Below are 24,801 nucleotides of genomic sequence, written 5' to 3' on the forward strand. Positions count from 1 at the left end.
CTGTACTTTCAAGAAAAGCACGGACGCGCTTGGTGGGCGGAGTTTGTGCGCTTCTACCTCAGCGCGAAGCGCACCTGTGACCTGTCAGAGAGCTGCACGCTGCAGACGATGCCGGCGGAAGTGGCACGATCGGACGAAGCCTCCCGTACAACGTTTGAGAAGGCTTTGCGCGACGTTGCACAGGCGATCGTCGATGGCCCCGCCTCACCCAGTGCGCCACGGGATATCGGAGCCGCATGCGCCGCGCTCTCTTCGCTGGCGGGCGCTGTCACGCTCGCGCGTGCCGTTGGGAACGGCGCCTTCGCGGACCAGATCGCTGCAGGGACGGAGCACGCATTGCTCGGCGCGTCAGGCGGAAAGAGTCGGTCAAAGCCCAGCTGAGTGTGATCTGTAAGGTCCGCTTCCTGGCGAACTGACGGGAGGCATCGAACGTCGCCTCATGGCCGGACCATGATGCAAGGCTTGATCGTTTCTTGAGAGTCGCTTGCGGAGCCTCATCCACCATGAAACATGTTCGCCACCTTCCTGTTCTTTTCGTCTGGCCTTCTTCGATGCCCCACAGGTTTCCGACCGGGTCGAAGCCGGGCTACGACGCGGCAATGGCCTGCTTGACGAAGTCGGTGTATTTGCGCAGAGGACGACCGAGCATGGCCTGCAGGCGATCCGCTGCGCCGTCCGCGCCATGCATGCCGAACTTCTGAATCCCCGCCATCATCAAGCGCATGTCGTAGGCAAGCCAGGACGGCGCCATCGAGGCCATCTGTCCTTCGAAGGCCGCCACGTCGTCTCCGCCGTAAGTCACCTCGCGACCGAGCGCGGCACTCCAGATCCTGACCACCGACGCTCCGGTCAGCCGCTCGGGCCCGACCAGCTCCAGCGTCGCACGTGGCAGCGGCACGGGTGCGCGGTCGCGGCGCAGCAGTTCGGCGACAGCGACGTCCGCGATGTCTCGCGCATCGATCATCGCGACGCCCGCCGAGCCGATCGGCATCGGGTAGACGCCGTAACCCTGGATCACCTGCTGGACCATGCGCTCGTTCTGCATGAAGTAGGCGGGGCGAAGGATGGTCGCCGGAATGTCGAGGCTCTCGATTTCGGGCGTGGAGGTCGCGCTCTGGGTCCTGCATACATCGCGACGACTTCCCGCGCCGAAGGTTCGCGCGTTTGTCGAATTCATGTGCGGGCAGTATCCGGAGGAGTCTCTCGTACTGAACGGCTAGAAGACCGGCCTCAGGTTGCAGAGCAGGTAAAGCTCTCGGCCTTGTTCGGGTCGCCCGTGCCGTTGTAGCGCGGGAACTTCGGAAACTCGCAGACCGGGCGCCTGGCGATGGCGGTGGTGCCGTCTGCCGCCGACTGGGTGGCGACCAGCTGGTCGGGCGCCGTGCCCCTCTCGACCCAGGCATCCATGGCGGCCAGCAGGTCGATGCAGATCAGCAGCGTCTCCTGATTTTTCGGCGATGGTAGCTGCCTCACCGTGCACCGCCGTGGGCCCGCAGGAAAGCGGGGGCAGCCAGCCCGCGCCCGAGCTGCCCCGATCAGGCGCTCATTCTTCCAAACTCAACGCTACGCGGGCGGGCGCAAGTGGAAGCCGTGGCGTGAGCAGGGCCGGCACATCGGCCGCATCGTCGTAGGCATGTTGAAGCGAAAGCCAATCCGGCATGGACCTACGAACTCTCCCGCTGCTCGATGTGGAACGGAATCAGCACCGTCTCCGCAGGCGGCCGATGCCCTTCGCGCGTGCCGTCGATCACGCGCAGCAGCAGCTCTCCGGCCGCCTTGCCGATGCCCACGCAATCCACTGCCACGGTGGTGATGCGCGGGTGGCAGGCGCGTGCCACCTCGAAGTCGCCGAAGCCCGCGATCGCGATGCGGCCCGGCACGTCCCAGCCGCGGCGCTGGCATTCCATGAGTGCGCCGAAGGCCGAGAGGTCGGACACGCAGATCACCGCATCCACGTCGGGCCATTGCCGGATCAGCTGCGCCACCGCCTCGCCGCCTTGCGCCATCGAAATGGGCGGCTGGCCGAAGCTGATGACGTGGCCGTCGGGCAGACCCAGTTCGCGGATCGCCTGCGCGTAGCCGCGCTGGCGGTCGGCGCCGCGCGTGTCGCGGTTCGAGGTGCCGCCGATGAAGGCGATGCGCCGGTAGCCTTTGCCGTGCAGATGCCGCACCATCGAGGCCGCGGCCTCTGCGTTCGAGAAGCCGACCGTGTGCTCGATGGGCGTGGCGGGCAGGTCCCAGGTCTCGACCACTGGCACACCGGCGGCCTGCAGCATCGCGCGTGCGGCGGGCGTGTGCGAGCCGCCCGTGAGGATCACGCCCTCTGGCCGGCGCGCGAGCATGGCGCGCAGCAGGCGCTCTTCGGTTTCCACGCGGTAGTCGGTGTAGCCCAGCAGCACCTGGAGGCCGCGCGCTTCGATGGCCGCGGTGATGCCCTGCGCGGTTTCCGAAAAGTTGGAGTTGTTGAGCGAGGGGATCAGCACCGCGATGAAGCCCGAGCGCTTGCTGGAGAAGGTGCGCGCCGTCTGGTCGATGACGTAGCCCATTTCCTCGCAGGCCTGCAGGATGCGCTGGCGCAGCGCCTCGGAGGTCACGCGGTCGCTGCTCGCGCCCCGGTTGAGCGCGCGCGACACCGTCATCTTCGATACGCCGACGCGCGCGGCCACGTCGGCCATCGTCGCAGGACGGGCGAGGGGGGCGGTGGTGGCTTTGTTTGAGGGCAAGGGCTTCTTCTTTCTCTCTCTCGGAAATGCGGGTTCGAGGATATGCGACACGGTATCTGATACCGATAACCTTTGATTCGCCGAGTTCGATGCATAAAGAATACAGCGAATTGCGATTCCATAAGAATGAAAGATGGCGCAATAGGTGTACGGGAAAGACCTAGGTTACCGGTATCTTTTCGAGTGCACACTGCGAACCCCAACTTCAGGGACCAGCGCTGTGGCCATGACCATCGAAGTCTTCGACTCCCGTTTTGCCTCCGTCGCCCGCGATGCCGGCCCGCTCGAATGCCTGTGCACCGGCGCTGCCTGGAGCGAAGGCCCGGTGTGGATGCGCGAAGACAGTGCGGTGCTGTGGAGCGACATCCCCAACAACCGCATGCTGCGCTGGCATGCCGAGGCCGGCATGAGCGTGTGGCGCGAGGGCGTGGAGTTCACCAACGGCCACACGCGCGAAGCCGATGGCTCCCTGCTGCACTGCTCGCACGGCCGGCGTGCCATCGTGCGCACGCGCTTCGGCTCGGGGCTGCTGCCTCTGGACGACGAGGTCGTGGTCGACCGCTACCAGGGCCGCCGCCTCAACTCGCCCAACGACATCGTCGTGAAGCGCGACGGCAGCATCTGGTTCACCGATCCGCCGTACGGCATCGTGTCCGACCATGAAGGGCACAAGGCACAAAGCGAGTTGGGCCGCAACCACGTGTTCCGCTTCGATCCCGCGAGCGGCGCGCTGCGCTCGGTGAGCGACTTCGTCGAGGAGCCCAACGGCCTGGCCTTCTCGCCCGACGAAAGCCTGCTCTACGTGAGCGACACGTCGGCCGCGTTGCGCACCGACGGTTCGGGGCACCACCACATCGTCGCCTTCGACGTGATCGGCGGGCAGGACCTCGGCAACCCGCGCGTGTTCGCGGTCGTGGAGCCGGGGCTCGCGGACGGCTTTCGCGTCGACGTGCACGGCTTCGTCTACACGAGCAGCGCCGACAGCGTGCAGGTCTACCACCCCGACGGCACGCGCGTGGCGCGCATCGCGGTGCCGGAGAAGGTGGGCAACCTGACCTTTGGCGGCAGCGACGGCAACGAGCTGTACGTGTGCGCCTCGACCTCGCTCTACCGCATCCGCCTGAACACCCGCGGGGCGGCCGGCGCATGAGCACCGCTTCTCCACTGCTGCAGTTCCAGTCGATCAGCAAGCGCTTCGGCGGCACGCAGGCCGTCGACAGCGTCACGCTCGACGTGCGCGCCGGAGAAATCCTCGCGCTGCTCGGCGAGAACGGCGCGGGCAAGTCGACGCTCATCAAGCTGCTCGCCGGCATCCATCTCGCCGACCAGGGCGAGATTCTTTTCGACGGCAAGCCACAGGCCGACTGGCGGCGCAGCGACCGGCGCGAGCAGCCCGTGGCCTTCATCCACCAGGACCTCGGCCTCGTTGAATGGATGACGGTCGCCGAGAACGTGGGCCTGGGCACCGGCTACCCGCGCCGCTTCGGCCTCATCGACTGGAAGGCCGCGAACGACACGGCGCGCCGCGTGATGGCGCGCGTGGGCTGCGACATCGACCCCGGCCGCCGCGTGTTCTCTCTTACGCGCGCCGAGAAATCGCTGCTCGCCATCGGCCGCGCGCTCGAAGTAAAGGCGCGGCTGCTGGTGCTCGACGAGCCCTCGGCCAGTCTGCCGATGAGCGACGTGGAGCGCATGTTCGGCGTGCTGCGCGAACTGCGCCGCCAGGGCATGGCGATGCTGTACGTGTCGCACCGGCTCGACGAGGTGATGGCCATTTCCGATCGCGCGGCCGTGATGCGCGACGGCAAGCTGGTGGCCGTGAAGACCACGACGCAGACGAACGAAGGCGAGCTCGTCGGGCTCATCGTGGGCAAGGCGCTGTCGGCTTCGGTGCAGAAGGCGAAGGCCCCGGCGCGGCGCGAGCCCGTGCTGCAGCTCGACGGTGCGGCCAGCGGCAACGCCGGCCCGCTGAGCTTGGCGGTGCACCGCGGCGAGGTGCTGGGCCTCGTCGGCCTGCGCGGTGCGGGCCACGAGGCCATCAGCCGCGCGATCTTCGGCCGCGAGCCGTTGTCGGCCGGCCGCATGCAGCTGCTCGGCAATGCATGCGATTTCACTTGCCCGGCCGACGCGATTCGAGCGGGCGTGGCCTACGTCGCGGGTGAACGCCTCGAGGAAAACCTCGCCGGCTCGATGACCGTGCTCGAGAACCTCTTCCCCAACGCGGCGCTGCACGGCGACCGCGGCCTGGCCTTCGACCGCCCGCGCCGCGAGAACGGCCACGCGCTCTCGCTCATCCAGCGCTTCGACATCAACCCACCCGCGCCTTCGGCCGAAGTGCAGCAGCTCTCCGGCGGCAACCAGCAGAAGGTGGTGCTGGCGCGCTGGTTCCATCTCGACAAGCCGCTTGTGGTGCTCGAGGAGCCCACCGCCGGCGTGGACGTCGGCGCCAAGCGGCAGATCTACGGCGTGCTGCGCGAGCGCGCCGAGGCCGGCACGGCGCTGATCGTCGTCTCCACCGACTTCGAGGAAATCGCGACCGTGTGCACGCGCGTGCTCGTGTTCCGCGACGGCCTGATCGCCGCCGAACTCGCGGGCGAGGCGATCACGGTTGAAAGACTCCTGGCATTGGCAGCAGGCGCGGCAACGCGCGAGGAAATATCAGCATGAGCAGTTCGATCAAGTCCACGGCGCTGGAGCCCGACAAGTCCCTCGACGGCGAAACCATCTCCCTCGCGCAGGGCATCGGCCGCGCGATGCCGGTCTACGGGCTGGTGGTGCTGATGGTGGCGCTGGCGCTGCTGTTCTCGCTGCTGCTGCCCGACACCTTCCCGACACTGTTCAACCTGCGCGCGATCCTGGCCGACAAGTCGGTGATCGCGCTGCTGGCGCTGGCCGCGACCATCCCGATGATCACCGGCAAGATCGATCTCACGGTGGGCTACGGCATCGTGCTGTGGCACATCCTCGCGATCAGCCTGCAGACGCAGCTCGGCCTGCCGTGGCCGGCGGCGGTGCTCGTCGTGCTGCTGTGCGCTGCGCTGTTCGGCGTGCTCAACGGGCTCTTGGTCGAGCTCGCGCAGATCGATTCGTTCATCGCCACGCTGGGCACCGGCACCGTGATCTACGCGGTGGCCATGTGGCACAGCGGCGGTCGGCAGGTGGTGGGCGAACTGCCCGATGGTTTCGTCGGCATCGCGGGTGGCAGCCTGCTGGGGCTGCCGGTGGGCGCGTTCTACGTGCTCGCGGTGAGCCTCACGCTGTGGGTGGTCACCGAATTCACGCCGCTGGGCCGCGCGCTGTACGTGATCGGCGCGAACCCGAAGGCGGCGCAGCTCAACGGCATTTCGGTGCGCAGGCATGTGATGGGCGCGTTCGTCGCGTCGGGGCTGCTGTCGGGCTTCGCGGGCGTGCTGCTCGCATCGCGGCTGCAGATCGGGCAGGCGAGCGTGGGGCTCGAATTCCTGCTGCCGGCGCTGGTCGGCGCCTTCCTCGGCTCCACCACCATCCGGCCCGGCCGCGTGAACGTGTGGGGCACGCTGGTCGGCGTGGCCATTCTTGCCATCGGCATCTCGGGCATCCAGCAGTTCGGCGGCGCCTTCTATGTGGAGCCGCTGTTCAACGGCCTGACGCTGCTGGTGTCCATCGGCATCGCGGGCTGGGCGCAGCAGCGGCGTAACCGCTCGATCAAGCGGCGCATCGCCGAGCGCCAGCTCGACCACGTGCAGTCCGTTCCCATCACAACCACCGGAGACAAAGCATGAAGAAGAGTGTTCACGCACGCGCGGCCGCCGCCGTGCTGGCCCTGTGCGCCGCCACGCTGGCGCACAAGGCGATGGCCGATGACTTTCTCGCAGCGGCGAAACAGAAGGTCGAGGTCGCGACCATGACCAAGGAGAAATGGGACGGCCCCACCGCCGGCCCGAAGGCCGCCGCCGGCAAGACCATCGTCTTCGTCGCGGGCGACATGAAGAACGGCGGCATCGTCGGTGTCAGCAAGGGTGTGGAAGAAGCGGCACGCGCCATCGGCTGGACGGTGCGCGTCATCGACGGGCAGGGCACTGTGAGCGGCCGCACCGCCGCGCTCAACCAGGCGTTGGCCGTGAAGCCGGCCGGCATCGTGGTCGGCGGCTTCGACACCACCGAGCAGAAGGCCGCGTTCTCGGGCGCGGCCAAGTCGGGCATTCCGCTGGTCGGCTGGCACTCGGGCGAGCAGCCTGGCCCCAACGAGAAGGCGGGCCTCTTCGCCAACGTGACCACGGTGACCGACGACGTGGCCGACGTCGCCGCCTCGTGGGTGGTGGCCGATTCGAACGGCAAGGCCGGCGTGGTGATCTTCACCGACTCGCAGTACGCGATTGCGCTCTACAAGGCGCGCGCCATGGAGGCCGTCATCAAGAAGTGCGGCGGCTGCACCGTGCTGAGCTTCGAGGACAGCCCGATCGCCGAAAGCTCCACCCGCATGCCGCAGCTCACCACCTCGCTGCTGCAGCGCTTCGGCGACAAGTGGACGCACTCACTGGCCATCAACGACCTGTACTTCGACTTCATGGGCCCGTCGCTCACGGCGGCCGGCAAGAAGGGCGACGGCAACCCAAAGGCGGTGTCGGCCGGCGACGGCTCCGAGGCCGCGTACCAGCGCATCCGCACGCAGCGCTTCCAGGCCGGCACCGTGCCCGAGCCGCTGAACATGCAGGGCTGGCAGATCGTCGACGAACTCAACCGCGCCTTCGCCAAGGAGAAGTGGTCGGGCTACGTGCCCAGGGTGCACCTCGTGACCGTGGGCAACGTGGGCAAGGACGGCGGGCCGAAGAATGTGTTCGATCCGGACAACGGGTATCGCGACAAGTACAAGGCCGTGTGGGGCAAGTAGGGCGCGTCGCTCGATGTCTTCCGCCTGAGCGCGAAGGCGCTCAGAGCCAGTTGCCGCTCTGCGGCATCTGCACCTTCTCGGTCGGGTCGCTGCCCGTGACGAACGAGCCGATGAAGATGCTCAGCAGCGAGATGAAGATGCTCGCGAACAGCGCGGTCCAGAAGCCCGACACCCGGAAGCCTTTCACCAGCGCGGCCACCAGCAGGATCATCAGCGCGTTGATGACCAGCAGGAAGAGCCCGAAGGTCACCAGCGTCAGCGGCAGCGTGAGCACGATCAGCAGCGGCTTGACGATCGCGTTGGCCAGGCCCAGCAGCAGCGCCGAGACCACCAGCGCGCCGGTGCTGTCGAACTTGAGCCCGCGAAAGAGGTGGCTGGCCACCCACAGAGAGAGGGCGGTGATGGCCCAGTGGATGAGGAAGGGGGTCAGGTTGTTCAGCATGGGGTTCGGGTTGCACAAGCAGATGCCATGTTAGCCGGGGTGCCTGTGCCCACCCCGCCCGCCGGCAGGGCATGAATCCTTCCTGCTTAAGGTCCGGATCGGCGGGCGCCGTTTTCGAAGGTTACCTGGTGAAACGATGTTGGGCGGCCCGTTAAGATCCCCGGTCTTATGGCCAATGCGTCGATCGCCAGCATGACCCCCGCCCCGGCTTCGGCCGACGAAGCCGAATCATGGGTGCGCGGCGAACTCATTCGCAGCCTCATGCGCTCTGCGAAGGGCTCGTATTTCGTTTCGGGTGCGCTGATGCCGGCAATGGTCGGCCTGAGCTGGGCCTACGTGCCCCGCTGGGAACTGCTCACCTGGCTGGTGGCAGGCTTGCTCGCCACCGCTTGCCGCGCCTGGGGCGCACAGGTCTACGCGGTGCGCTATGCCGGGCGCAGTGCGGCGGCGCAGCAGCAGTTCACCGAACGCTATGGCTTCGTCTGGAGCACCAGCGCGGTGGTGTGGGGCCTCTCGGTGCTGCTGTTCTTCGAGCGCACGCCGCAGGTCAACCAGTTCATGAGCTGGCTCATCGTGGCTGGCGTGGGCACCTTTCCGCTCAACGGGCTGGCGCTGCATCCACCGCTGCTCAAGCGCTACGTCAACACGCTGTTCATCACGATGCTGGGCGCGGTGTTGCTGCGCCTGGCCTCGATCACCCTGCAGCATCCGCAGTTCCAGTTCGGCTACCTGATGCCGGTGCTGCCGGTGCTGCACTGGTTCCTGCTGCTGCGGGCGGGGCGGCACATTCACGAGACGGCGCGCAACAGCCTGGAGCTGTTGTTCCATAACCATATCCTGATCAAGTCGCTGACCCAGCAGCGGCAGGCGGCGGTATCGGCCGTGGCCATGAAGAACCGCTTCCTGGCCAGCGCTGCGCACGACATGCGCCAGCCGGTGCTGGCACTTTCGTTGTACGCAGATTGGCTGCGCAACGAGCCTGAACTGGTGCTGGAGCTCGCGCCCAAGATCGTGCGCGCCACGCACGCAGTGAATGCACTGTTCGACTCGATGTTCGACCTGGCGCGCATCGATTCGGGCCAGGTGCGCCTGCACGTCGAGCGGGTCGACATGTCCGAGCTGCTGCACGACCTCGAACTGCAATACCGCCCGGTAGCCGAGAGCCGCGGACTGGACTTCCGCGTGCACGCATGCGAGGGCTCGTTCCTGACCGACCCGATCCGCGTGCGCCGCATGATCGGCAACCTGCTGGCCAACGCGATCAAGTACACGACGGAAGGCGGCGTGCTGCTGGCCGCGCGGCAGACGCGCGACGGCCTGCGCGTGGAGGTGTGGGACACCGGCATCGGCATCGCGCCCGAGCATCTGCGCGACGTGTTCCTTGAGTTCTACAAGGTGGCGGACCATGCCGGCACCTCCGACGGCTTCGGCCTCGGGCTGGCCATCGTTGCGCGGCTGTCGCACGTGCTGGGCCACCCTGTCAGCGTGCGTTCGCGCCTGGGCCGCGGCAGCGTGTTCCGGGTGGCGCTGCACGACGCCGACGAGGCGGTGGCGCAGGCGCGGGTGAGTGCGTCGGGTGGTTGAGCAATCGTCCTCCGGTGCTCTTGCGCCGCCCATAAAAAAACCGCGCTGATGCGCGGTTTTTCATTTCCAGAAACCCCGAGGGGGGTTAACCAGATAGCAAACCGTTCGTGCGCGCGTAGTGCAGCGCCTGCGTACGGCTCTTCACGCCCAGCCTGCGGAACAGGCGCCACAGGTGCACCTTCACCGTGTGCTCGCTGATCTCCAGGTCGGTGGCGATGTCGCGGTTGCTCATGCCCTTGTCGAGCATGGCGATCAGCTGCGTCTGCCGCTTCGAGAGCTTGCCGCTGTTGGCGGCCGGCATCTCGTCGGCTTCGTCTTCCGAGCCTGCCATCAGCAGGCCGCGCAACGCCGCGGCCAGCTCGTTGGAGCTGGCCGACTTCTCGATGTAGGTGTCGGCGCCGGCCTCGATGCAGGCGTCCTCCATGTCCGCGGACGGCGCTGCCGAATACACGGCGATCGGCACGTTCGGATAGACCTGCTTGACCGCGATCACGCCCGACACGCCATTGGTGTCCGGGAGCTTCAGGTCCAGGCAGAAGAGGGTCGGCGCGCCACGCTGCTGCACAGAGCCCGCGAGCTTGTCGAGGCGCTCGAGCTCGACGATGTTCTCGGCCGGGCGCAAGCGCCGCAAGACCATCACGATCGCGTCGCGCATCAGGGGGTGGTCGTCGATGACATAAATGCTCATGTTTTCTTCCTTTGTGATCGCACCGTCTTCTCTCGTCCTGCTCACCGGCAGGTAAGCCGATGGGTTTGCCGGATCAACTCCCGCTGGTCGTGGGTGTTGCCTCCGCCAATGCCTCAAGCGCCTCGGTGACGGCGCGTGTTTCTTCTGTTCCGATGGGTTCCAGCTGGCCGGCCAGCGCGGCCAGCGCTTCGCCGCGCTGCGTCTGCAAGAGCGCGATGGTACGGCCCGCTTCCTGCGGCGATGCGAATCCACGGCTCTGCAGCAGGGTTTCGCCGCGCGCATCCAACAGCTTGAAATAGAACAGCCCGTCCGCCTTCTCGCGGTACTGCTTGAAACTGGGCTTCGCGACCTTGGCCGCCCGGGCTTGCCCGGTGTCCTTGCCGGCCGCGAGATTGCGCAGGCCGACCGCATGGCGCAGGCTGGCCATGAAGGGCTTCGACAGGGCCTGCGCCTTCGCGGCGCCGGAGAGCAGGATGCGCTCGATTTGGGCCGGGTCGTTCATGAGCGCGTCGTAGCGTGCGCGCAGCGGCGCCACTTCCTGGTCGATGCGCTCGAACAGCAACTGCTTGGCGTCGCCCCAGCCGATGCCGCCGGCGTACGCCTTGCGCAGCGTCTCGGTTTCCTCGGCGCTGGCGAAGGCCTGGTAGATCTGGAACAGTGCCGAGCCTTCGGTGTCCTTGGGCTCGCCGGGCGCGCGCGAGTCGGTCACGATGCTGGCAATCTGCTTTTGCAGCTGTGCACGCGGTGCGAACAGCGGGATCGTGTTGCCGTAGCTCTTGCTCATCTTGCGGCCGTCGAGGCCGGGCAGGGTGGCGACGGCGTCGTCGATCTCGGCTTCGGGCAGCGTGAAGTGCTCGCCGTACTGGTGGTTGAAGCGCTGCGCCATGTCGCGCGCCATCTCGATGTGCTGCACCTGGTCGCGGCCCACGGGCACCTTGTGGGCGTTGAACATCAGGATGTCGGCGCCCATGAGCACCGGGTACATGAAGAGGCCGGCCGTCACGTCGGCGTCGGGGTCCTCGCCCTTGGCCACGTTCTTGTCGAGCTGCGCCTTGTAGGCATGCGCGCGGTTGAGCACGCCCTTGCCGGTCACGCAGGTGAGGAACCAGGTCAGCTCGGGGATCTCGACGATGTCCGACTGGCGGTAGAAGGTGACGCGCTCGGGGTCGAGCCCGCAGGCCAGCCAGCTGGCGGCAATCTCGAGGGTGGAGCGCTGGATCAGCGCCGGCTCCTGTACCTTGATGAGCGCGTGGTAGTCGGCCAGGAAGAAGAAGCTCTGCACGCCGGGCGCGACGCTTTGCCGCACCGAGTGGCGGATCGAGCCGACGTAGTTGCCGAGGTGCGGCGTGCCCGAGGGCGTGATGCCGGTCAGGACGCGCAAGGAAGCTTTGGAAGACGAGGCCATTTGACGAAGAACTTAACGCAGCGGAGAAAGAAGGAGATTGATGAAGTCGTAGCCAAGGGTCATCAATGGCCGCATCCAGAAGGTGTCCAGGATTCTTGCAATGATCAATCCCATCACAATAAAGAAGCCAAAAGGTTCAATGCGGGCCATGAAATTCTGTGCGGGCCCATTTGGCAGCAAGCCGGCGAGCACGCGCCCACCATCGAGCGGCGGTAGCGGGAACAGGTTCAAGGCGCACATGACGAGATTGACCCGGATGCCGGCTTCCGCCATCTCGCGAAAGAATTCCTCATCGATATCGAGAAGCTTGAGCGACGCCCAAACCAGCGTCCAAAGCAAGGCCTGAATGAAGTTCGACATCGGCCCGGCCAGCGCCACCCAGATCATGTCGCGCTTCGGATGGTGCAGCCGCCCGAAGTTGACCGGCACCGGCTTGGCATAGCCGAAAAGGAAGGCGCCCGAGGTCGCGAAGTACAGCATCAACGGCATCAGGATGGTCCCGATGGGATCGATGTGCTTCATCGGGTTGAGGGTGACGCGTCCCATGACCTCGGCCGTGTTGTCGCCGAAATGGCGTGCCACATACCCGTGTGCCGCCTCGTGCACTGTGATCGCGAAGATCACCGGCAGCGCGTAGATCAGGATGGTCTGTATCAGGTTGGAATCCACTGGGCGATTGTGTCAGATGGGAGTGGTTATCAGCCCGATTTCAGAGGCCGAGCACGGCCAATGCACCGCGTCCCTGACGCACCACGACCGGGTCGTCGCCCGTGCCCATGGGCGTGAGGTCGACCACGGTGGTCGGCTGCGAAGGGCAGGCGCCGGCATCGATGACCGCGGCGATCTGCTTCTCGAAGCGCTCGCGGATGGTCTGCGCGTCGTTCAGCGCATCGGTCTCGCCGGGAGCGATCAGCGTGGTGGCCAGCAGCGGCGCGCCGTGCAGCGACAGCAGCTCCAGCAACACCTTGTGGTCGGGCACGCGCAGGCCGATGGTCTTGCGCTGCGGATGGCTCACGCGGCGCGGCACTTCCTTGGTCGCTTCGAGCAGGAAGGTGTAGGGGCCGGGCGTGGCCGCCTTCAGCAGGCGGTACTGCTTGTTGTCGACGCGTGCGTAGTTGGCCAGCTCGCTCAGGTCGCGGCACAGCAGCGTGAGGTGGTGCTTCTCGTCGACCTGGCGGATGCGGCGCAGCTGGTCGACCGCGTCCTTGTCGTCGAGGTGGCAGGCCAGCGCGTAGCTGGAGTCGGTGGGCACGGCCACGATCTCGCCGCGCGCCAGCAGCGTGGCGGCCTGCTTCAGCAGCCGCTGCTGCGGGTTCTCGGGGTGGACTTCGAAGTACTGGGCCATGAGGGAAAGATCTCCTGATCAGGATTCGGCGGGTTCGATGGGCACGCGGCGCTCGCGCACCGTGAGCCACGCACCGGCCGCGCCGCAGACCGCGATCAGCGCCATGCCGATGAGCGAATAGCGGTCGGGCATCTGTGAAAAAACGAGCCAGCCGCCCAGCATGGCAAAGGCGATCTGGGCATAGAGGTACGGCGTGAGCGTGGACGCCGGCGCGCGCTGGTAAGCCAGGATCAGGATGAAGTGGCCCACCGTGCCCATGAAGCCCATCAGGCACAGCAGCGCCCACCATTGCCAGGAAGGCAGGGCGGCCCATACGAAAGGCAGCGCGAACGACGCGAGCAGCGTGCCGACCCAGCCTGTGTAGAAGTGCATGGTGAGCGGGTTCTCGGTCTGCGCCAGTTTGCTCGTGAGCACCTGGAACCACGCGTTGGTCAGCACCAGCCCGATGGGCAGCAGGACCGCCCAGCCAAAGGCCTCGCCGCCCGGGCGCAGGATGACGAGCGTGCCGATGAAGCCGCCCGCCACCAGCATCCAGCGCAGCGGCGAGACCTGCTCCTTGAGCACGGTGGCCGCCAACAGCGTGATCACCAGCGGCGCGATCAGCACGATCGAAGTGAACTCGGCCAGCGGCATGTAGCGCAGGCTCAGGAAGGCCAGCGTGCTCGACACCAGCAGCAATGCGCCGCGCAGCAACTGGTAGCGCGGGTGCCGCGTGCGCAGCAGCGCCGTGCCGTGCAACGGGAGCAGCACCGCCGTGGTTGCCACGGCCTGGAAGGCATAGCGAAACCAGACGGCCATCAAGATGGGCACGCCGATGGTCGAGAACTTGGTGGCAGTGTCGAGCGTGGCGAAGCAGGCGCTCGCGACCAGCACCATGCCGATGCCCGCGAGGATGCGTTCCGATTCCTTGCTGCGGCTGCGCTGCTGCGCCACGCGCGCATTCGCCAGCGCAACGGTAGCCGCGTTGTCGATACCGGGCCCGGAACTCTGCCTCACTGCTGGATGCGATCGCCGAGCAGTTCCCACACAGGAGTGAGCGCACCGGGCAACGGCGGCAGCTTGCCGAGGTCGCAGTGGCTCTCGTCGGGGCTGTGGAAATCGCTGCCGCGCGAGGCGGCGAAATCGAACTCGAGCGCCTTGTCGGCGTACTCGACGAACTCGGCCGGCGTGTGGCTGCCGGTGACGACCTCGATCGCCTTGCCACCGTGCGCCTTGAATTCGAGGAACAGCGCGTACTCCTCGTTGGCCGTGAACTTGTAGCGGCCCGGGTGCGCGATCACGGCCATGCCCTTGGCGCCGGTGATCCATTGCACCGCGTCCTTCAGCGTGGCCCAGCGGTGCGGCACGTAGCCGGGCTTGCCTTCGGTGAGGAACTTGCGGAACACCTCGGGCGTGTCGCGGCAGTGGCCCTTCTCGACGAGGAAGCGCGCGAAGTGCGTGCGCGAAATGAGTTCGGGGTTGCCGACGAACTTGAGCGCACCTTCGTACGCGCCGTGGATGCCGACCTTGGCCAGCCCCTCGGACATTTCCTGTGCGCGCTTGCCGCGGCCCCCGCGCGTGTCGTAGAGGCCTTGCGACATGGCCGCGTCGTCGGCATCGAAGCCCAAGCCGACGATGTGCACCGTTTCGCCCGCGAAGGTCACGGAGATCTCGGTGCCGGTGAGGTAGCGCATGCCGTTGGCACGGGCCGCGGCGGCGGCGCGATGCTGGCCGCCGACCTCGTCGTGGTCGGTGAGGGCCCAGAGTTCGACCCCGTTGGCGGCTGCGCGCGCGGCCAGTTCTTCGGGCGTCAGCGTGCCGTCGGAGACCACGGAGTGGCAGTGAAGATCGGCATTGAGGATGGAGGACACCCCGCCATTCTAGGGGGTCTGGAACATCGATGCGGGCGCATGGATGCTGCGCGAGACGCTACTAAATAAATAGCATTACTGCGCCGTGGCATGGGGCTCAGCGCTTCTTGCGGAAAGCCGCCCAGGCCGCCACCGCGGTGAAGCTCGCGACGATCGCCACCACGATCCAGAAGCCGTGCTTGTGGTCCGCCAGCGGAATGCCGCCCACGTTCATGCCGAACAGGCCCGCCAGGATGTTGATCGGCAGTGCCAGCACCGTGACCACCGTCAGCACGAACAGGCTGCGGTTGTTGTCCTCGTTGACGTTGGCGGCGATCTCTTCCTGCAGCAGCTTGATGCGCTCCTGCAGCGCCTGCATGTCGCGCAGCACCACCGAGAACTCCTCGGTCGAGCCGCGCAGCGCCTGCGCGTCGGGCTCGGACATCCAGCCCGGAGGCCCCTGCAGCAGGCGGAACAGCGCGGCCGGCTCCGGCGCCAGCAGCCGCTGCAGCCGCACCAGCAGCCGGCGCAGCACGCCGAGCCGCGCGCGCTTGTGGTCGAGGCGGCCGGCGAGCAACTCGTCCTCGATGCGGTCGATGCGCGAGGTGACGCCGCGCACGATCTTCACCAGCACATCGGCCTGCGCACGCAGCAGGTGCTCGAGCAGCTCGGTGCTCGAGCGCGGCGCGTCGCCCGCCTTCACGGCCGTGCGCAGCGTGTCGACCGAGCGCAGCGGCTTGGTGCGCGCCGTGACCACGAGGCGCGGGCCCACGCTGATCCACAGCGTGGAGATGTCCGAGGGCTCGAAGCTGAACTCGAAATGCACGTCGTTGATGACGGCGATCAGCGAATCGTCGTCGCGCTCGATGCGCGTGGAGGGCAGGCCTTCGTGCAGCGTCTCGTAGAAAGTGTCGGAGAGGTTCGCGTGCCGCAACAGCCAGCGCTCCGCATGCGCGTGGCTCAGGTTGAAATGGAGCCAGACGTACGCGGGGTTTTCCTCGGTGCATTCACGGTCGCGCTCTTCGGCCAGCCATGCGGCGGCTTGCGCCGAGTCGATGGCCCGCGCGGGCTCCGCTGCCGAGGCGTCGAAGAGGTAACCGGAGATCAGCCCGGCTTCGTCGCCGCCATAGGACTGGGCGGCGAGGTCATGGAGTGCCGACAAGATGCGTGGTCAGAAGATGCGGATGAACAGCCAGTAGAGCGACCCCGACAGCAGCATCGCCACCGGCAGCGTGAGCACCCAGGCCAGTGCGAGGTTGCGCAGCGTGGACATCTGCAGGCCCGAGCCGCTTGCCGTCATGGTGCCGGCCACGCCGGAGGACAGCACGTGCGTGGTGGACACAGGCAGCCCGTACATGTCGGCCGCACCGATGGTGATCATCGCCACCACCTCGGCCGAGGCGCCTTGCGCGTAGCTCAGGTGCGTCTTGCCGATCTTCTCGCCCACCGTGACCACGATGCGCTTCCAGCCGATCATCGTGCCCAGCCCCAATGCGATGGCGACCGCAACCTTGACCCACAGCGGGATGAAGCGCGTCGCATCGTCCAGCTCCTGGCGGAACGCGCCCACGCGCAGCTTCGTCTCGCCGTCGAACCTGGCGGCGCCGCTCTTGTCGAGGTGGCGGATGGCTTCGGAGGCCAGGTACATGTCGTTGCGCACGTTGGCGACGGCCTCGGCCGGCACCGCTGCGAGCGAACCGTGCCTGCGCACCTGCTCGCCGATGCTGCCCGCGGTCGCGGCCAGCGCGGGCACCACCGCGGGACTGAACTCGCGCGTGCGCACGTAAGTGGAAAGCGTCTCGCGCGCAGCGGCGGGTTGCGGCGCCGCCTGCTGCGCGGGCAGAGAACCGGGCACGCTGCGGTTCAGCGCGTTCTGCGCCATCTCGGCCACGGCCACGAACTTCACGGTCTCGTTGGCGGGCATCGCGCGGTTCAGCGCATAGGCCATCGGCACCGTGCCCACGAGGATCAGCATGATCAGTCCCATGCCCTTCTGGCCGTCATTGGAGCCGTGCGCGAACGACACGCCCGTGCAGGTCAGGATCAGCAGGCCGCGGATCCACCACGGCGGCGGCTCGCTGCCCTTGGGCTCTTCATACAGTGCGCGGTTCTTCACGAAGGCGCGCAGCGCCAGCAGAAGCAGGGCAGCGCAGCCGAAGCCGACCATCGGCGACAGCAGCAGCGAATAGCCCACCTTGGTGGCCTGCGCCCAGTCGACACCGCTGGTGCCGTCGCGGCCATGCATCAGCGCATTGGCCACGCCCACGCCGATGATCGAGCCGATCAGCGTGTGCGAGGAAGAAGCCGGCAGCCCGAGCCACCATGTGCCCAGGTTCCAGATGATGGCGGCGATCAGCAGCGCGAACACCATCGCGAAGCCCGCGCCCGAGCCCACCTGCAGGATCAGTTCCACCGGCAGCAGCGCGATGATGCCGAAGGCCACCGCGCCGCTGGACACCAGCACGCCCAGGAAGTTGAAGAAGCCCGACCACACCACCGCGAAGTTGGGCGGCAGCGAGTGCGTGTAGATCACCGTGGCCACCGCGTTGGCCGTGTCGTGGAAGCCGTTGACGAACTCGAAGCCCAGTGCAATCAGCAGGGCCACGCCCAGCAGGATGTAGGGCACCCAGGTGGTGACCGGCGCGCCCGAGGCCGTGACGTCGCCGACCAGGCTCCAGGCCGTGAAGAGCAGGCCGGCGGCCAGCAGGCCCACGAAGGTGATGAGCGTGAGCGGGCCGGGCTTGGCGTCGAGCCTGGGCCGGTGCGCCGAGGACGCGGACGGCAACTCGGCATGCAGGGCTGCGAGCGTGTTCATGGGCGATTCTGGGGTGTTGGAATGGCTTCGGATGGTGTTCGCGCCGTGTGACAACGGCGTGTCAATCGGCTTCGGGCCGTCACGCAGCCGTCATATGGGGCGAGCAGCATGCTTTTTTCGACCCTTTCACCTTCTTCTTGCCCACCATGCTGACGAGCGCACTTCCCGACCACGAAGACCTGATGCAACGCATCGCCCGCGACCTGATCGACAGCTACGACGAAGAGCTCGAACTGGAGATCGAGGACCGCAACATCGACGGCCTCGATCCGTCAGCCACCGTGTCCGCCGACAAGGCTGCCCGCCAGGCCTACTTCAAGGAGCTGTTCCGCCTGCAGGGCGAACTGGTCAAGCTGCAGGACTGGGTGCAGCACAGCAAGCAGAAGGTCGTCATCCTGTTCGAAGGCCGCGATGCGGCAGGCAAGGGCGGCGTCATCAAGCGCATCACGCAGCGCCTGAATCCGCGCGTGGCCCGTGTCGCCGCATTGCCCGCGCCCAACGACCGCGAACGCACGCAGTGGTACTTCCAGCGCTACGCCGCGCACCTGCCCGCCGCGGGCGAGATGGTGCTGTTCGACCGCAGTTGGTACAACCGCGCCGGCGTCGAGCGCGTGATGGGCTTCTGCACGGACGACGAGTACGAGGAGTTCTTCCGCACCGTGCCCGAGTTCGAGAAGATGCTGGTGCGCTCGGGCATCAAGCTCATCAAGTACTGGTTCTCCATCACCGACGACGAGCAGCACATGCGCTTTCTCGGCCGCATCCACGATCCGCTCAAGCAATGGAAGCTGAGCCCGATGGACCTCGAGAGCCGCCGCCGCTGGGAGGAATACACCAAGGCGAAGGAAATCATGCTGGAGCGCACCCACATCCCCGAGGCGCCGTGGTGGGTGGTGCAGGCGGTCGACAAGAAGAAGGCGCGGCTGAACTGCATCAGCCACCTGCTGGGCCAGCTGCCCTACAACGAGGTGCCGCATCCGCCGGTGGAGCTGCCGGAGCGCGTGCGCCATGCGGACTACCTGCGCCAGCCCGTGCCGGCCAACATGATCGTGCCGGAGATCTACTGAGGCGCCGGATGGCGGGAGGGCCGCCGTTTGGCCGCCCGGCGCTTTGCCTTCACACTGCGCGCCATGGCCCGTCGTTCCACCGCTTCCGTCTTCGCCCGCGCCTACGAGCGCAACCTCAAGGCACTCACCAAGCTCACGTTGAGCAACAGCAAGCGCGTGGCGGGGCAGGTGCAGCGCGCCACCGCCAAGCGTCTCAAGCCGCCGCCAGGCCGTGGCGACTGGCTCAGCGGCATGGCGATGGGGCCGGGCGGCGCGCGCGGCTATCACCTGTTCCGTCCGGCCGACCTGCAACTGCAGCCCGGCGAGAAACTGCCGCTCATGGTCATGCTGCACGGCTGTGGCCAGACCGGGCGCGACTTTGCCGCGAGCACGCGCATGAACGCGCTGGCCGTGCGCCAGCGCTTCCTGGTGCTCTATCCCGAGCAGGACCGGATCGCCCACCCGCAGGGCTGCTGGAACTGGTACGAGCGCCGCTCCGGCAAGGCCGACGCCGAAGCCGCGACGCTGATGGCCGCCATCGACCAGGCCTGCATGCTGTATCCCGTGGACCGCGACCGCGTGGCGCTTGCCGGTCTCTCGGCCGGCGCGAGCATGGCGGCCCTGCTTGCGACGCGCTATCCGAACCGCTTCCGCGCCGTCGTCATGCACTCGGGTGTGGCGCCCGGCGCAGCGAAGTCGTCGGCCACCGCCCTCGGCGCCATGCGTGGACAGAATGTGCCGCCGATGCCTGCCACGGCGGTCGGCAAGGCGATGGGCGCTGCGGCCGTCTTCACCACCTTGCCGCCGATGCTGGTGTTGCACGGCGATGCCGACGCGGTGGTCGCGCCGAGCAATGCCGTCAGCAGCGCTGCGGTGTGGGCCACGGCCGTGGGCGCGCGGCCCGGACTGCCGCGCGACATGCAGCGCGGCAAGCGCCGCGCAATGCGCGTGACCGACTTCAGGCGCAAGGGCCGCGCGCTCGTCACGCTGTGCGAGATCGCGGGACTGGGCCATTCGTGGAGCGGCGGCGCGCCGAAGCTGCTGTTCAGCGACCCCGAGGGGCCCGATGCCACGCGCATGGCCTGGGCGTTCGCGGCGGCGCAGTTCAAGGCCGCAGTGCCGTAGCGAAGGCCTGAAGAGGAGGCGCTATGCCGTGGCGCCTTCGCGCGCGGCCGCCCGCCACGCACCGGGCGCAATGCCCTTCTCGCGCTTGAAGGCCTTGCTGAATGCGGCCTCCGATTCGTAGCCCATCGCGCTTGCGATCGCACCCACCGCGGCATCGCCCTGGCCGAGCATGTTGCCGGCCTTGAACATGCGCCATTGCGTGAGGTACTCCAGCGGCGACTGCCCCACGCGCTCGCGAAAGCGCTGCGCGAAGGCGGAGCGCGACAGGCTCGCGGCACCGGCCAGCGCCTCCACCGTCCAGCCGTGTGCGATGTCCTTGTGCATGGCGCGCAGGGCCGGGCCGATGCGCGCGTCGGCCAGCGCGGCCAGCCAGCCGGTCTGCGATTCGCCATTCGCCGCGACGTGCGCGCGCACCGCCTGCACGAACACGATGTCGGCCAGCCGGCTCACGAGCAGGCTGGAGCCGAGACCCGGCTCGCCGGTTTCCATGGCCAGCAGCTGCAGCGTGCCCTGCAGCGCCAGGGCGCGTGCCTGCTCCATCTTCACGTGCAGCAGCACTGGCAACAGCGCCAGCAGCGGCTGCGCGGCGCGCTGGTCGAAGTGAAACCAGCCGCAGATCACCGAGGCCGCGGTGCCCGTGCCGCCCAGTTTCACCAGCCCGCCGATGCGGTCGCGCACGACGGAGGTGCAGCTCACCGTGGGCGTGTTCGGATGGTCGCGCAGCACGTAGGGCGTGCCGTGCGCCAGCACATAGCAGTCGCCCGCCGCCAGCGCCACCTGCTGCGCCACGCCCTCGACCTCGAGCAGGCAGCCGCCGCGCACCACGAGCCCGAAGCGCGCGCTCTCGCCGCCGGCCAGGCTCAGGCCCCAGGGTGCGCGGGCCTCGAGGCGGGCATACAAGGCGCTGCGCACGCGCATCGCGGCAAAGACATCGTCGAGCGGGTCCATGGGCGGCTCCTGTGGTGTTGGACGAATGGACAAGAAGGGTGGATTTTCGGGCATTCACTGTCCAGCAGTCGAGGCCGAAACTGCGGCTTCACTCTTGCAGCACACCGGAGCAGACCATGAATGAACGCAATGAATCCGCCGAACTCGCCGAGCGCTACGTCGCAGCCTGGAACGAGCCCGATGCCACCGCGCGCCGCACCGCGATCGCCGGCCTCTGGGTGCCCGAGGGCGAGCACTACGTGCGCACGCTGCAGGCCAAAGGCTACGAGGCGCTGCATCGGCGGGTCACCGGCTCGCACGAGAAGAACGTGCGCGATGCGGGCTTTCGCTTCGTCTGCGCGGGCGATGCCCAGTTCCTGCACGACGCGGTGATGTTCCATTGGCACATGGTCCCGGCCGCGGGCGGCCCGGTGGCCGCGCTGGGGCTGCAGTTCCTGGTGCTGGCCGGGGACGGCCGCATTGCCGTCGATTACCAATTCATCCTGCCGACGCCTTCCGTCTGAGCGGCCGGCGCATCGGCCATGACCTCGCAGGTCATTGTCGTCGCGCCCCTTTCTCCCAACACTGGTTACCACCATGATTCAGTCGAACATCGCTGCCTCGGCAGCATCGCTTTCTCCATCGGGCGGTCAGCAGAGCGCAGGCGCGACCGGGCCCGGCCGGCTCGGCTTGTGGGTCATGCTCAGCGGCACTTTCCTGGTGGTGCTGGATTTCTTCATCGTCAACGTCGCGCTGCCGTCGATGCAGCGCGAACTGCTGGCGAGCGCCGGCACCCTGCAGCTGGTGGTGGCGGGCTACGGACTGGCCACCGCGGCGGGACTGATCACCGGCGGCCGGCTCGGCGACCTGTTCGGCAGGCGCCGCATGTTCATGCTGGGCCTGCTGCTGTTCACGCTGGCCTCCGCGGCCTGCGGCTTCGCGCCGAATGCCGAGATGCTGGTGGCCGCGCGCGTGCTGCAGGGCCTGGCCGGGGCGCTGCTGCAGCCGCAGGTGCTGGCGATGATCGGGCTGGCCTACATCGGCGAAGGCCGGGCGCGCGCCTTCGCGGCCTACGGGCTCACGCTGGGGCTCGGTGCCACGCTCGGGCAACTGGTCGGCGGCCTGCTGATCCACGCCGATCCGGCGGGGCTCGGCTGGCGCAGCTGTTTCCTCATCAACGTGCCCATCGGGCTGCTGGCATTGGTGCTCGCGCCGCGCGTCATTCCGCCGCTGGCGAACAACGGCAACAGCAGGCTCGACCTCGCCGGCATGCTGCTGGCGGCCGCGGGATCGGTGGCCGTGGTGCTGCCGCTGGTGGAAGGGCGCGAGCAAGGCTGGCCGCTGTGGAGCTGGCTGTGCCTTGCGGCCGCGCTGCCCTTGCTGGCCGCATTCGCTTTTCAGCAGCGCCGGCTCGCCCTGCGCGGCGGTGCGCCGCTGGTGGCGCCGGCGCTGCTGGCCAACGGCCGCTTTGTCACGGGCCTGCTCACCACGCTGGCCTTCTACGTGGGCAACGCCTCGCTGTACTTCGTGCTGGCGCTGTACCTGCAGCAGGGCCTGGCGCTGGGCCCGTTGGCGTCGGGCATGGTCTTCACTTCGCTGGCGGTCGGTTTCTTCGCGACGTCGATGGCCGGTGCGCGCCTCGCACGGCGTTTCGGCGGCAAGCCGCCCATCGCGCTCGGCGCCCTCGTGCTGGCGGCGGGGCATGCGCTGCAGTTCGTCAACGTGGCGGGATGGGCGGGCCACTCGCATGTGGTCGCCTGGATGGTCCCGCTGCTGCTGGTGCAGGGCGCAGGCCTCGGCATGGTGATGGCGCCGCTGGTGTCCACCGTGCTGGCCGGCCTGCCGCCGCAGCATGCGGGCGTGGCCTCGGGCGTGCTGTCGATGGTGCAGCAGGCGAGCAATGCGCTGGGGGTGGCGTTGATCGGGATCCTGTTCTATGGGAGGCTGGAGAATGCGACGGACACCGCTGCGTATTCGGGCGCGTTCGGGGTGGCGCTGGTGTACCTGATGGTGTCGGCTCTTCTCGTCGCGATGTTCCACTGGCGAGGCACCCGGCCCTCGGCGCCCCGGTTGTGACGCCTTGCCCAATCCGGGTATGTGCATGCCCGGATTGGGCTTCTTCCCTGGAGCGTGCCACACTCGCCGCCCGACGACTGGTGTGCCATGGAATCCGATCTGACCTCAATCACCCAAGCCTTGCGCGACTTCGCCCAGGCCCGTAACTGGGAGCAGTTCCACTCCCCCAAGAACCTCGCGTCGGCGCTCTCGGTCGAAGCCGCCGAGCTGCTCGAACATTTCCAGTGGCTCACCGAAGCGCAGAGCCGCTCGCTGCCGGCCGACAAGCGTGCCGAGATCGGCACGGAGATTGCCGACGTCTTCCTCTACCTGCTCCAGCTTGCCGACAAGCTCGGCATCGACCTGGTGGAAGCGGCAAGAAGCAAGATGCTGGTCAACGCCCGGAAGTACCCGGCACCGCCGCCGTCCGCCTGAGTACCTCCGTGTACGCCACCCGGCGTATTTCCCCGTCCTGGTGCATTCCGCAAACTCCCTCCCACGCCAGCACAGCGCTGGCGCCAAGGTCAACCAACCCCGGAGCAGGAGTCCACATGCAACGTCGTTTCACACTCAAGGCGCTCACCGCCGCCGTCGCGCTGGCCAGCATTTCTGCTGCGCCCGCATTTGCCGCCGACACCATCAAGGTCGGCGTGCTGCACTCGCTGTCGGGCACGATGGCCATCTCGGAAACCGTGTTGAAGGACACCGTTCTGATGGCCATCGACGACATCAACAAGAAGGGCGGCGTGCTGGGCAAGCAGCTCGAACCCGTGGTGGTCGACCCGGCCTCCAACTGGCCCCTGTTCGCCGAAAAGACCAAGCAGCTGCTCGGCCAGGACAAGGTCTCGGTGATCTTCGGCTGCTGGACCTCGGTGTCGCGCAAGTCGGTGCTGCCGGTGGTCGAGGAAATGAACGGCCTGCTGTTCTACCCCGTGCAGTACGAGGGTGAAGAGCTCTCGAAGAACGTGTTCTACACGGGCGCAGCGCCCAACCAGCAAGCCATTCCGGCGGTCGACTACCTGATGAGCAAGGAAGGCGGCGGCGCCAAGCGCTGGGTGCTGCTGGGCACCGACTACGTGTACCCCCGCACCACCAACAAGATCCTGCGCGCCTACCTGAAGAGCAAGGGCGTGAAGGACACCGACATCGACGAGAAGTACACGCCGTTCGGCCACAGCGACTACCAGACCATCGTTGCCGACATCAAGAAGTTCTCGGCCGGCGGCAAGACGGCGGTGGTCTCGACCATCAACGGCGACTCCAACGTGCCCTTCTACAAGGAACTCGGCAACGCCGGCCTGAAGGCCAAGGACGTGCCCGTGGTTGCCTTCTCGGTGGGTGAAGAAGAGCTGCGCGGCGTGGACACCAAGCCGCTGGTGGGCCACCTTGCCGCATGGAACTACTTCATGTCGATCAAGAACCCGACCAACACGGCTTTCATCAAGCAGTGGAGCGAGTACGCCAAGGCCAAGAACATCGCCGGCCACAAGGACAAGCCGCTCACCAACGACCCGATGGAAGCCACCTGGATCGGCATCCACATGTGGAAGCAGGCGGTCGAGAAGGCCAAGTCGACCGACACCGACAAGGTGATCGCCGCCATGGCCGGCCAGACCTTCACGGCCCCCTCGGGCATCGTGTCGAAGATGGACGAGAAGAACCACCACCTGCACAAGAGCGTGTTCATCGGCGAGATCAAGGCCGATGGCCAGTTCAACGTGGTGTGGAAGACGCCGGGCCCGGTCAAGGCCAAGCCGTGGAGTCCGTACATCGAAGGCAACGACAAGAAGCCGGACCAGCCGGCTGGCAAGTCGCTGTAAGTGTGCTTTTCTCCCTCCCCCGCTGGGGGAGGGCAGGGGTGGGGGCTGGCGGCGGTCGATTCGAGCGCTGCGCTTGTGCAGGTGCCGCGTGCCCCCACCCCAACCCTCCCCCGGAAGGGGAGGGAGC

The 24,801-nt window shown here is 67.4% G+C and carries 24 protein-coding genes and 2 pseudogenes; 13 read left to right on the forward strand and 13 right to left on the reverse strand.

Annotated features, from left to right (window positions below):
- Nucleotides 1-381 (forward strand): annotated as a pseudogene (locus AC1DFC_RS18210) (TetR/AcrR family transcriptional regulator); the annotation flags it as partial.
- A gap of 205 nt (nt 382-586) precedes the next feature.
- Here AC1DFC_RS18210 and AC1DFC_RS18215 read toward each other — a convergent pair.
- Complete coding sequence (locus AC1DFC_RS18215) at nt 587-1,045, reverse strand: Rossmann-fold NAD(P)-binding domain-containing protein (protein WP_478179746.1); 459 nt, start codon at nt 1,043-1,045, stop codon at nt 587-589.
- A 46-nt stretch (nt 1,046-1,091) separates the two neighbouring features.
- Between AC1DFC_RS18215 and AC1DFC_RS18220 the strand changes: the two are divergent.
- Nucleotides 1,092-1,220, forward strand: a pseudogene (locus AC1DFC_RS18220) (LysR family transcriptional regulator); the annotation flags it as partial.
- A 10-nt stretch (nt 1,221-1,230) separates the two neighbouring features.
- On the opposite strand, the gene AC1DFC_RS18225 reads toward AC1DFC_RS18220, so the two are convergent.
- Both AC1DFC_RS18225 and AC1DFC_RS18230 read right to left on the reverse strand, forming a co-directional pair.
- Complete coding sequence (locus tag AC1DFC_RS18225; RefSeq protein WP_007836020.1) at nt 1,231-1,473, reverse strand: tannase/feruloyl esterase family alpha/beta hydrolase; 243 nt, start codon at nt 1,471-1,473, stop codon at nt 1,231-1,233.
- 191 nt (nt 1,474-1,664) lie between these two features.
- On the reverse strand, nt 1,665-2,675 hold the full coding sequence (locus AC1DFC_RS18230) for a LacI family DNA-binding transcriptional regulator (RefSeq protein ID WP_478179780.1): 1,011 nt from the start codon (nt 2,673-2,675) through the stop codon (nt 1,665-1,667).
- Between the two features lie 274 nt (nt 2,676-2,949).
- Here AC1DFC_RS18230 and AC1DFC_RS18235 point away from each other — a divergent pair, with 274 nt between their 5' ends.
- Genes AC1DFC_RS18235 through AC1DFC_RS18250 form a run of 4 tightly spaced genes read left to right on the forward strand, consistent with a single transcriptional unit; the run spans nt 2,950 to nt 7,593 of the window.
- Nucleotides 2,950-3,873, forward strand: a complete 924-nt coding sequence (locus AC1DFC_RS18235; protein ID WP_413334356.1) for an SMP-30/gluconolactonase/LRE family protein — start codon at nt 2,950-2,952, stop codon at nt 3,871-3,873.
- Complete coding sequence (locus tag AC1DFC_RS18240) at nt 3,870-5,390, forward strand: sugar ABC transporter ATP-binding protein (protein WP_413334358.1); 1,521 nt, start codon at nt 3,870-3,872, stop codon at nt 5,388-5,390. The genes AC1DFC_RS18235 and AC1DFC_RS18240 overlap by 4 nt, the downstream gene beginning before the upstream one ends.
- On the forward strand, nt 5,387-6,484 hold the full coding sequence (locus tag AC1DFC_RS18245; RefSeq protein ID WP_413334360.1) for an ABC transporter permease: 1,098 nt from the start codon (nt 5,387-5,389) through the stop codon (nt 6,482-6,484). Before AC1DFC_RS18240 ends, AC1DFC_RS18245 begins: the two co-directional genes overlap by 4 nt.
- Nucleotides 6,481-7,593, forward strand: a complete 1,113-nt coding sequence (locus AC1DFC_RS18250; RefSeq protein WP_007836015.1) for an ABC transporter substrate-binding protein — start codon at nt 6,481-6,483, stop codon at nt 7,591-7,593. The genes AC1DFC_RS18245 and AC1DFC_RS18250 overlap by 4 nt, the downstream gene beginning before the upstream one ends.
- 40 nt (nt 7,594-7,633) lie before the next feature.
- Here the strand turns inward: AC1DFC_RS18250 and AC1DFC_RS18255 are convergent, their stop codons facing one another.
- Entirely contained in the window at nt 7,634-8,035 is a 402-nt protein-coding gene (locus AC1DFC_RS18255) for a phage holin family protein (RefSeq protein ID WP_413334361.1), read from the reverse strand.
- Nucleotides 8,036-8,203: 168 nt separating this feature from the next.
- On the opposite strand from AC1DFC_RS18255, the gene shkS reads away from it, so the two are divergent.
- A complete protein-coding gene (gene shkS / locus AC1DFC_RS18260) occupies nt 8,204-9,619 on the forward strand; it encodes a surface-behavior sensor histidine kinase ShkS (RefSeq protein WP_007837192.1) in 1,416 nt (471 codons plus the stop codon).
- An 85-nt stretch (nt 9,620-9,704) separates the two neighbouring features.
- Here shkS and AC1DFC_RS18265 read toward each other — a convergent pair whose 3' ends face one another.
- From AC1DFC_RS18265 to AC1DFC_RS18300, 8 genes are all read right to left on the reverse strand, one after another.
- Entirely contained in the window at nt 9,705-10,307 is a 603-nt protein-coding gene (locus AC1DFC_RS18265) for a LuxR C-terminal-related transcriptional regulator (RefSeq protein WP_007837193.1), read from the reverse strand.
- A gap of 73 nt (nt 10,308-10,380) precedes the next feature.
- Nucleotides 10,381-11,712, reverse strand: coding sequence for a tryptophan--tRNA ligase (locus AC1DFC_RS18270; protein WP_413334363.1), 1,332 nt, complete (start codon nt 11,710-11,712; stop codon nt 10,381-10,383).
- A gap of 12 nt (nt 11,713-11,724) precedes the next feature.
- Complete coding sequence (locus AC1DFC_RS18275) at nt 11,725-12,381, reverse strand: site-2 protease family protein (protein ID WP_413334365.1); 657 nt, start codon at nt 12,379-12,381, stop codon at nt 11,725-11,727.
- A gap of 40 nt (nt 12,382-12,421) precedes the next feature.
- Nucleotides 12,422-13,057 (reverse strand): L-threonylcarbamoyladenylate synthase, encoded by a 636-nt coding sequence (locus AC1DFC_RS18280; RefSeq protein ID WP_413315671.1) that lies wholly within the window; start codon nt 13,055-13,057, stop codon nt 12,422-12,424.
- Nucleotides 13,058-13,075: 18 nt separating this feature from the next.
- A complete protein-coding gene (locus AC1DFC_RS18285; RefSeq protein WP_413334367.1) occupies nt 13,076-14,053 on the reverse strand; it encodes a DMT family transporter in 978 nt (325 codons plus the stop codon).
- Nucleotides 14,050-14,907: a 3',5'-nucleoside bisphosphate phosphatase gene (locus AC1DFC_RS18290; RefSeq protein WP_056593640.1), complete on the reverse strand. Its 858-nt coding sequence runs from the start codon at nt 14,905-14,907 to the stop codon at nt 14,050-14,052. Before AC1DFC_RS18290 ends, AC1DFC_RS18285 begins: the two co-directional genes overlap by 4 nt.
- A 97-nt stretch (nt 14,908-15,004) precedes the next feature.
- Nucleotides 15,005-16,048: a transporter gene (locus AC1DFC_RS18295; protein ID WP_007837212.1), complete on the reverse strand. Its 1,044-nt coding sequence runs from the start codon at nt 16,046-16,048 to the stop codon at nt 15,005-15,007.
- Nucleotides 16,049-16,057: 9 nt separating this feature from the next.
- The gene (locus AC1DFC_RS18300) at nt 16,058-17,701 is read right to left on the reverse strand and encodes an inorganic phosphate transporter (RefSeq protein ID WP_413334369.1); all 1,644 of its coding nucleotides are present in this window, start codon (nt 17,699-17,701) and stop codon (nt 16,058-16,060) included.
- A gap of 146 nt (nt 17,702-17,847) precedes the next feature.
- Here AC1DFC_RS18300 and ppk2 point away from each other — a divergent pair, with 146 nt between their 5' ends.
- A complete protein-coding gene (ppk2, locus tag AC1DFC_RS18305; protein ID WP_007837216.1) occupies nt 17,848-18,768 on the forward strand; it encodes a polyphosphate kinase 2 in 921 nt (306 codons plus the stop codon).
- Nucleotides 18,769-18,831: 63 nt separating this feature from the next.
- Nucleotides 18,832-19,872 (forward strand): extracellular catalytic domain type 1 short-chain-length polyhydroxyalkanoate depolymerase, encoded by a 1,041-nt coding sequence (locus AC1DFC_RS18310; protein WP_042674074.1) that lies wholly within the window; start codon nt 18,832-18,834, stop codon nt 19,870-19,872.
- Nucleotides 19,873-19,893: 21 nt separating this feature from the next.
- On the opposite strand, the gene AC1DFC_RS18315 is transcribed toward AC1DFC_RS18310, so the two are convergent.
- Nucleotides 19,894-20,820, reverse strand: coding sequence for an AraC family transcriptional regulator (locus AC1DFC_RS18315; RefSeq protein ID WP_478179747.1), 927 nt, complete (start codon nt 20,818-20,820; stop codon nt 19,894-19,896).
- 116 nt (nt 20,821-20,936) lie between these two features.
- Between AC1DFC_RS18315 and AC1DFC_RS18320 the strand changes: the two genes are divergently transcribed.
- The 4 genes from AC1DFC_RS18320 (at nt 20,937) to urtA (ending at nt 24,674) form a co-directional block, all read left to right on the forward strand.
- On the forward strand, nt 20,937-21,323 hold the full coding sequence (locus tag AC1DFC_RS18320; RefSeq protein WP_007837222.1) for a hypothetical protein: 387 nt from the start codon (nt 20,937-20,939) through the stop codon (nt 21,321-21,323).
- Nucleotides 21,324-21,396: 73 nt separating this feature from the next.
- Nucleotides 21,397-22,875: an MFS transporter gene (locus AC1DFC_RS18325; RefSeq protein ID WP_478179748.1), complete on the forward strand. Its 1,479-nt coding sequence runs from the start codon at nt 21,397-21,399 to the stop codon at nt 22,873-22,875.
- Nucleotides 22,876-22,962: 87 nt separating this feature from the next.
- Nucleotides 22,963-23,289, forward strand: coding sequence for a nucleotide pyrophosphohydrolase (locus AC1DFC_RS18330; RefSeq protein ID WP_007837225.1), 327 nt, complete (start codon nt 22,963-22,965; stop codon nt 23,287-23,289).
- Between the two features lie 116 nt (nt 23,290-23,405).
- Nucleotides 23,406-24,674: an urea ABC transporter substrate-binding protein gene (gene urtA, locus AC1DFC_RS18335; protein WP_007837226.1), complete on the forward strand. Its 1,269-nt coding sequence runs from the start codon at nt 23,406-23,408 to the stop codon at nt 24,672-24,674.
- Nucleotides 24,675-24,801: the final 127 nt, after the last annotated feature.

The organism is Variovorax sp. 10L421, assembly GCF_056395365.1.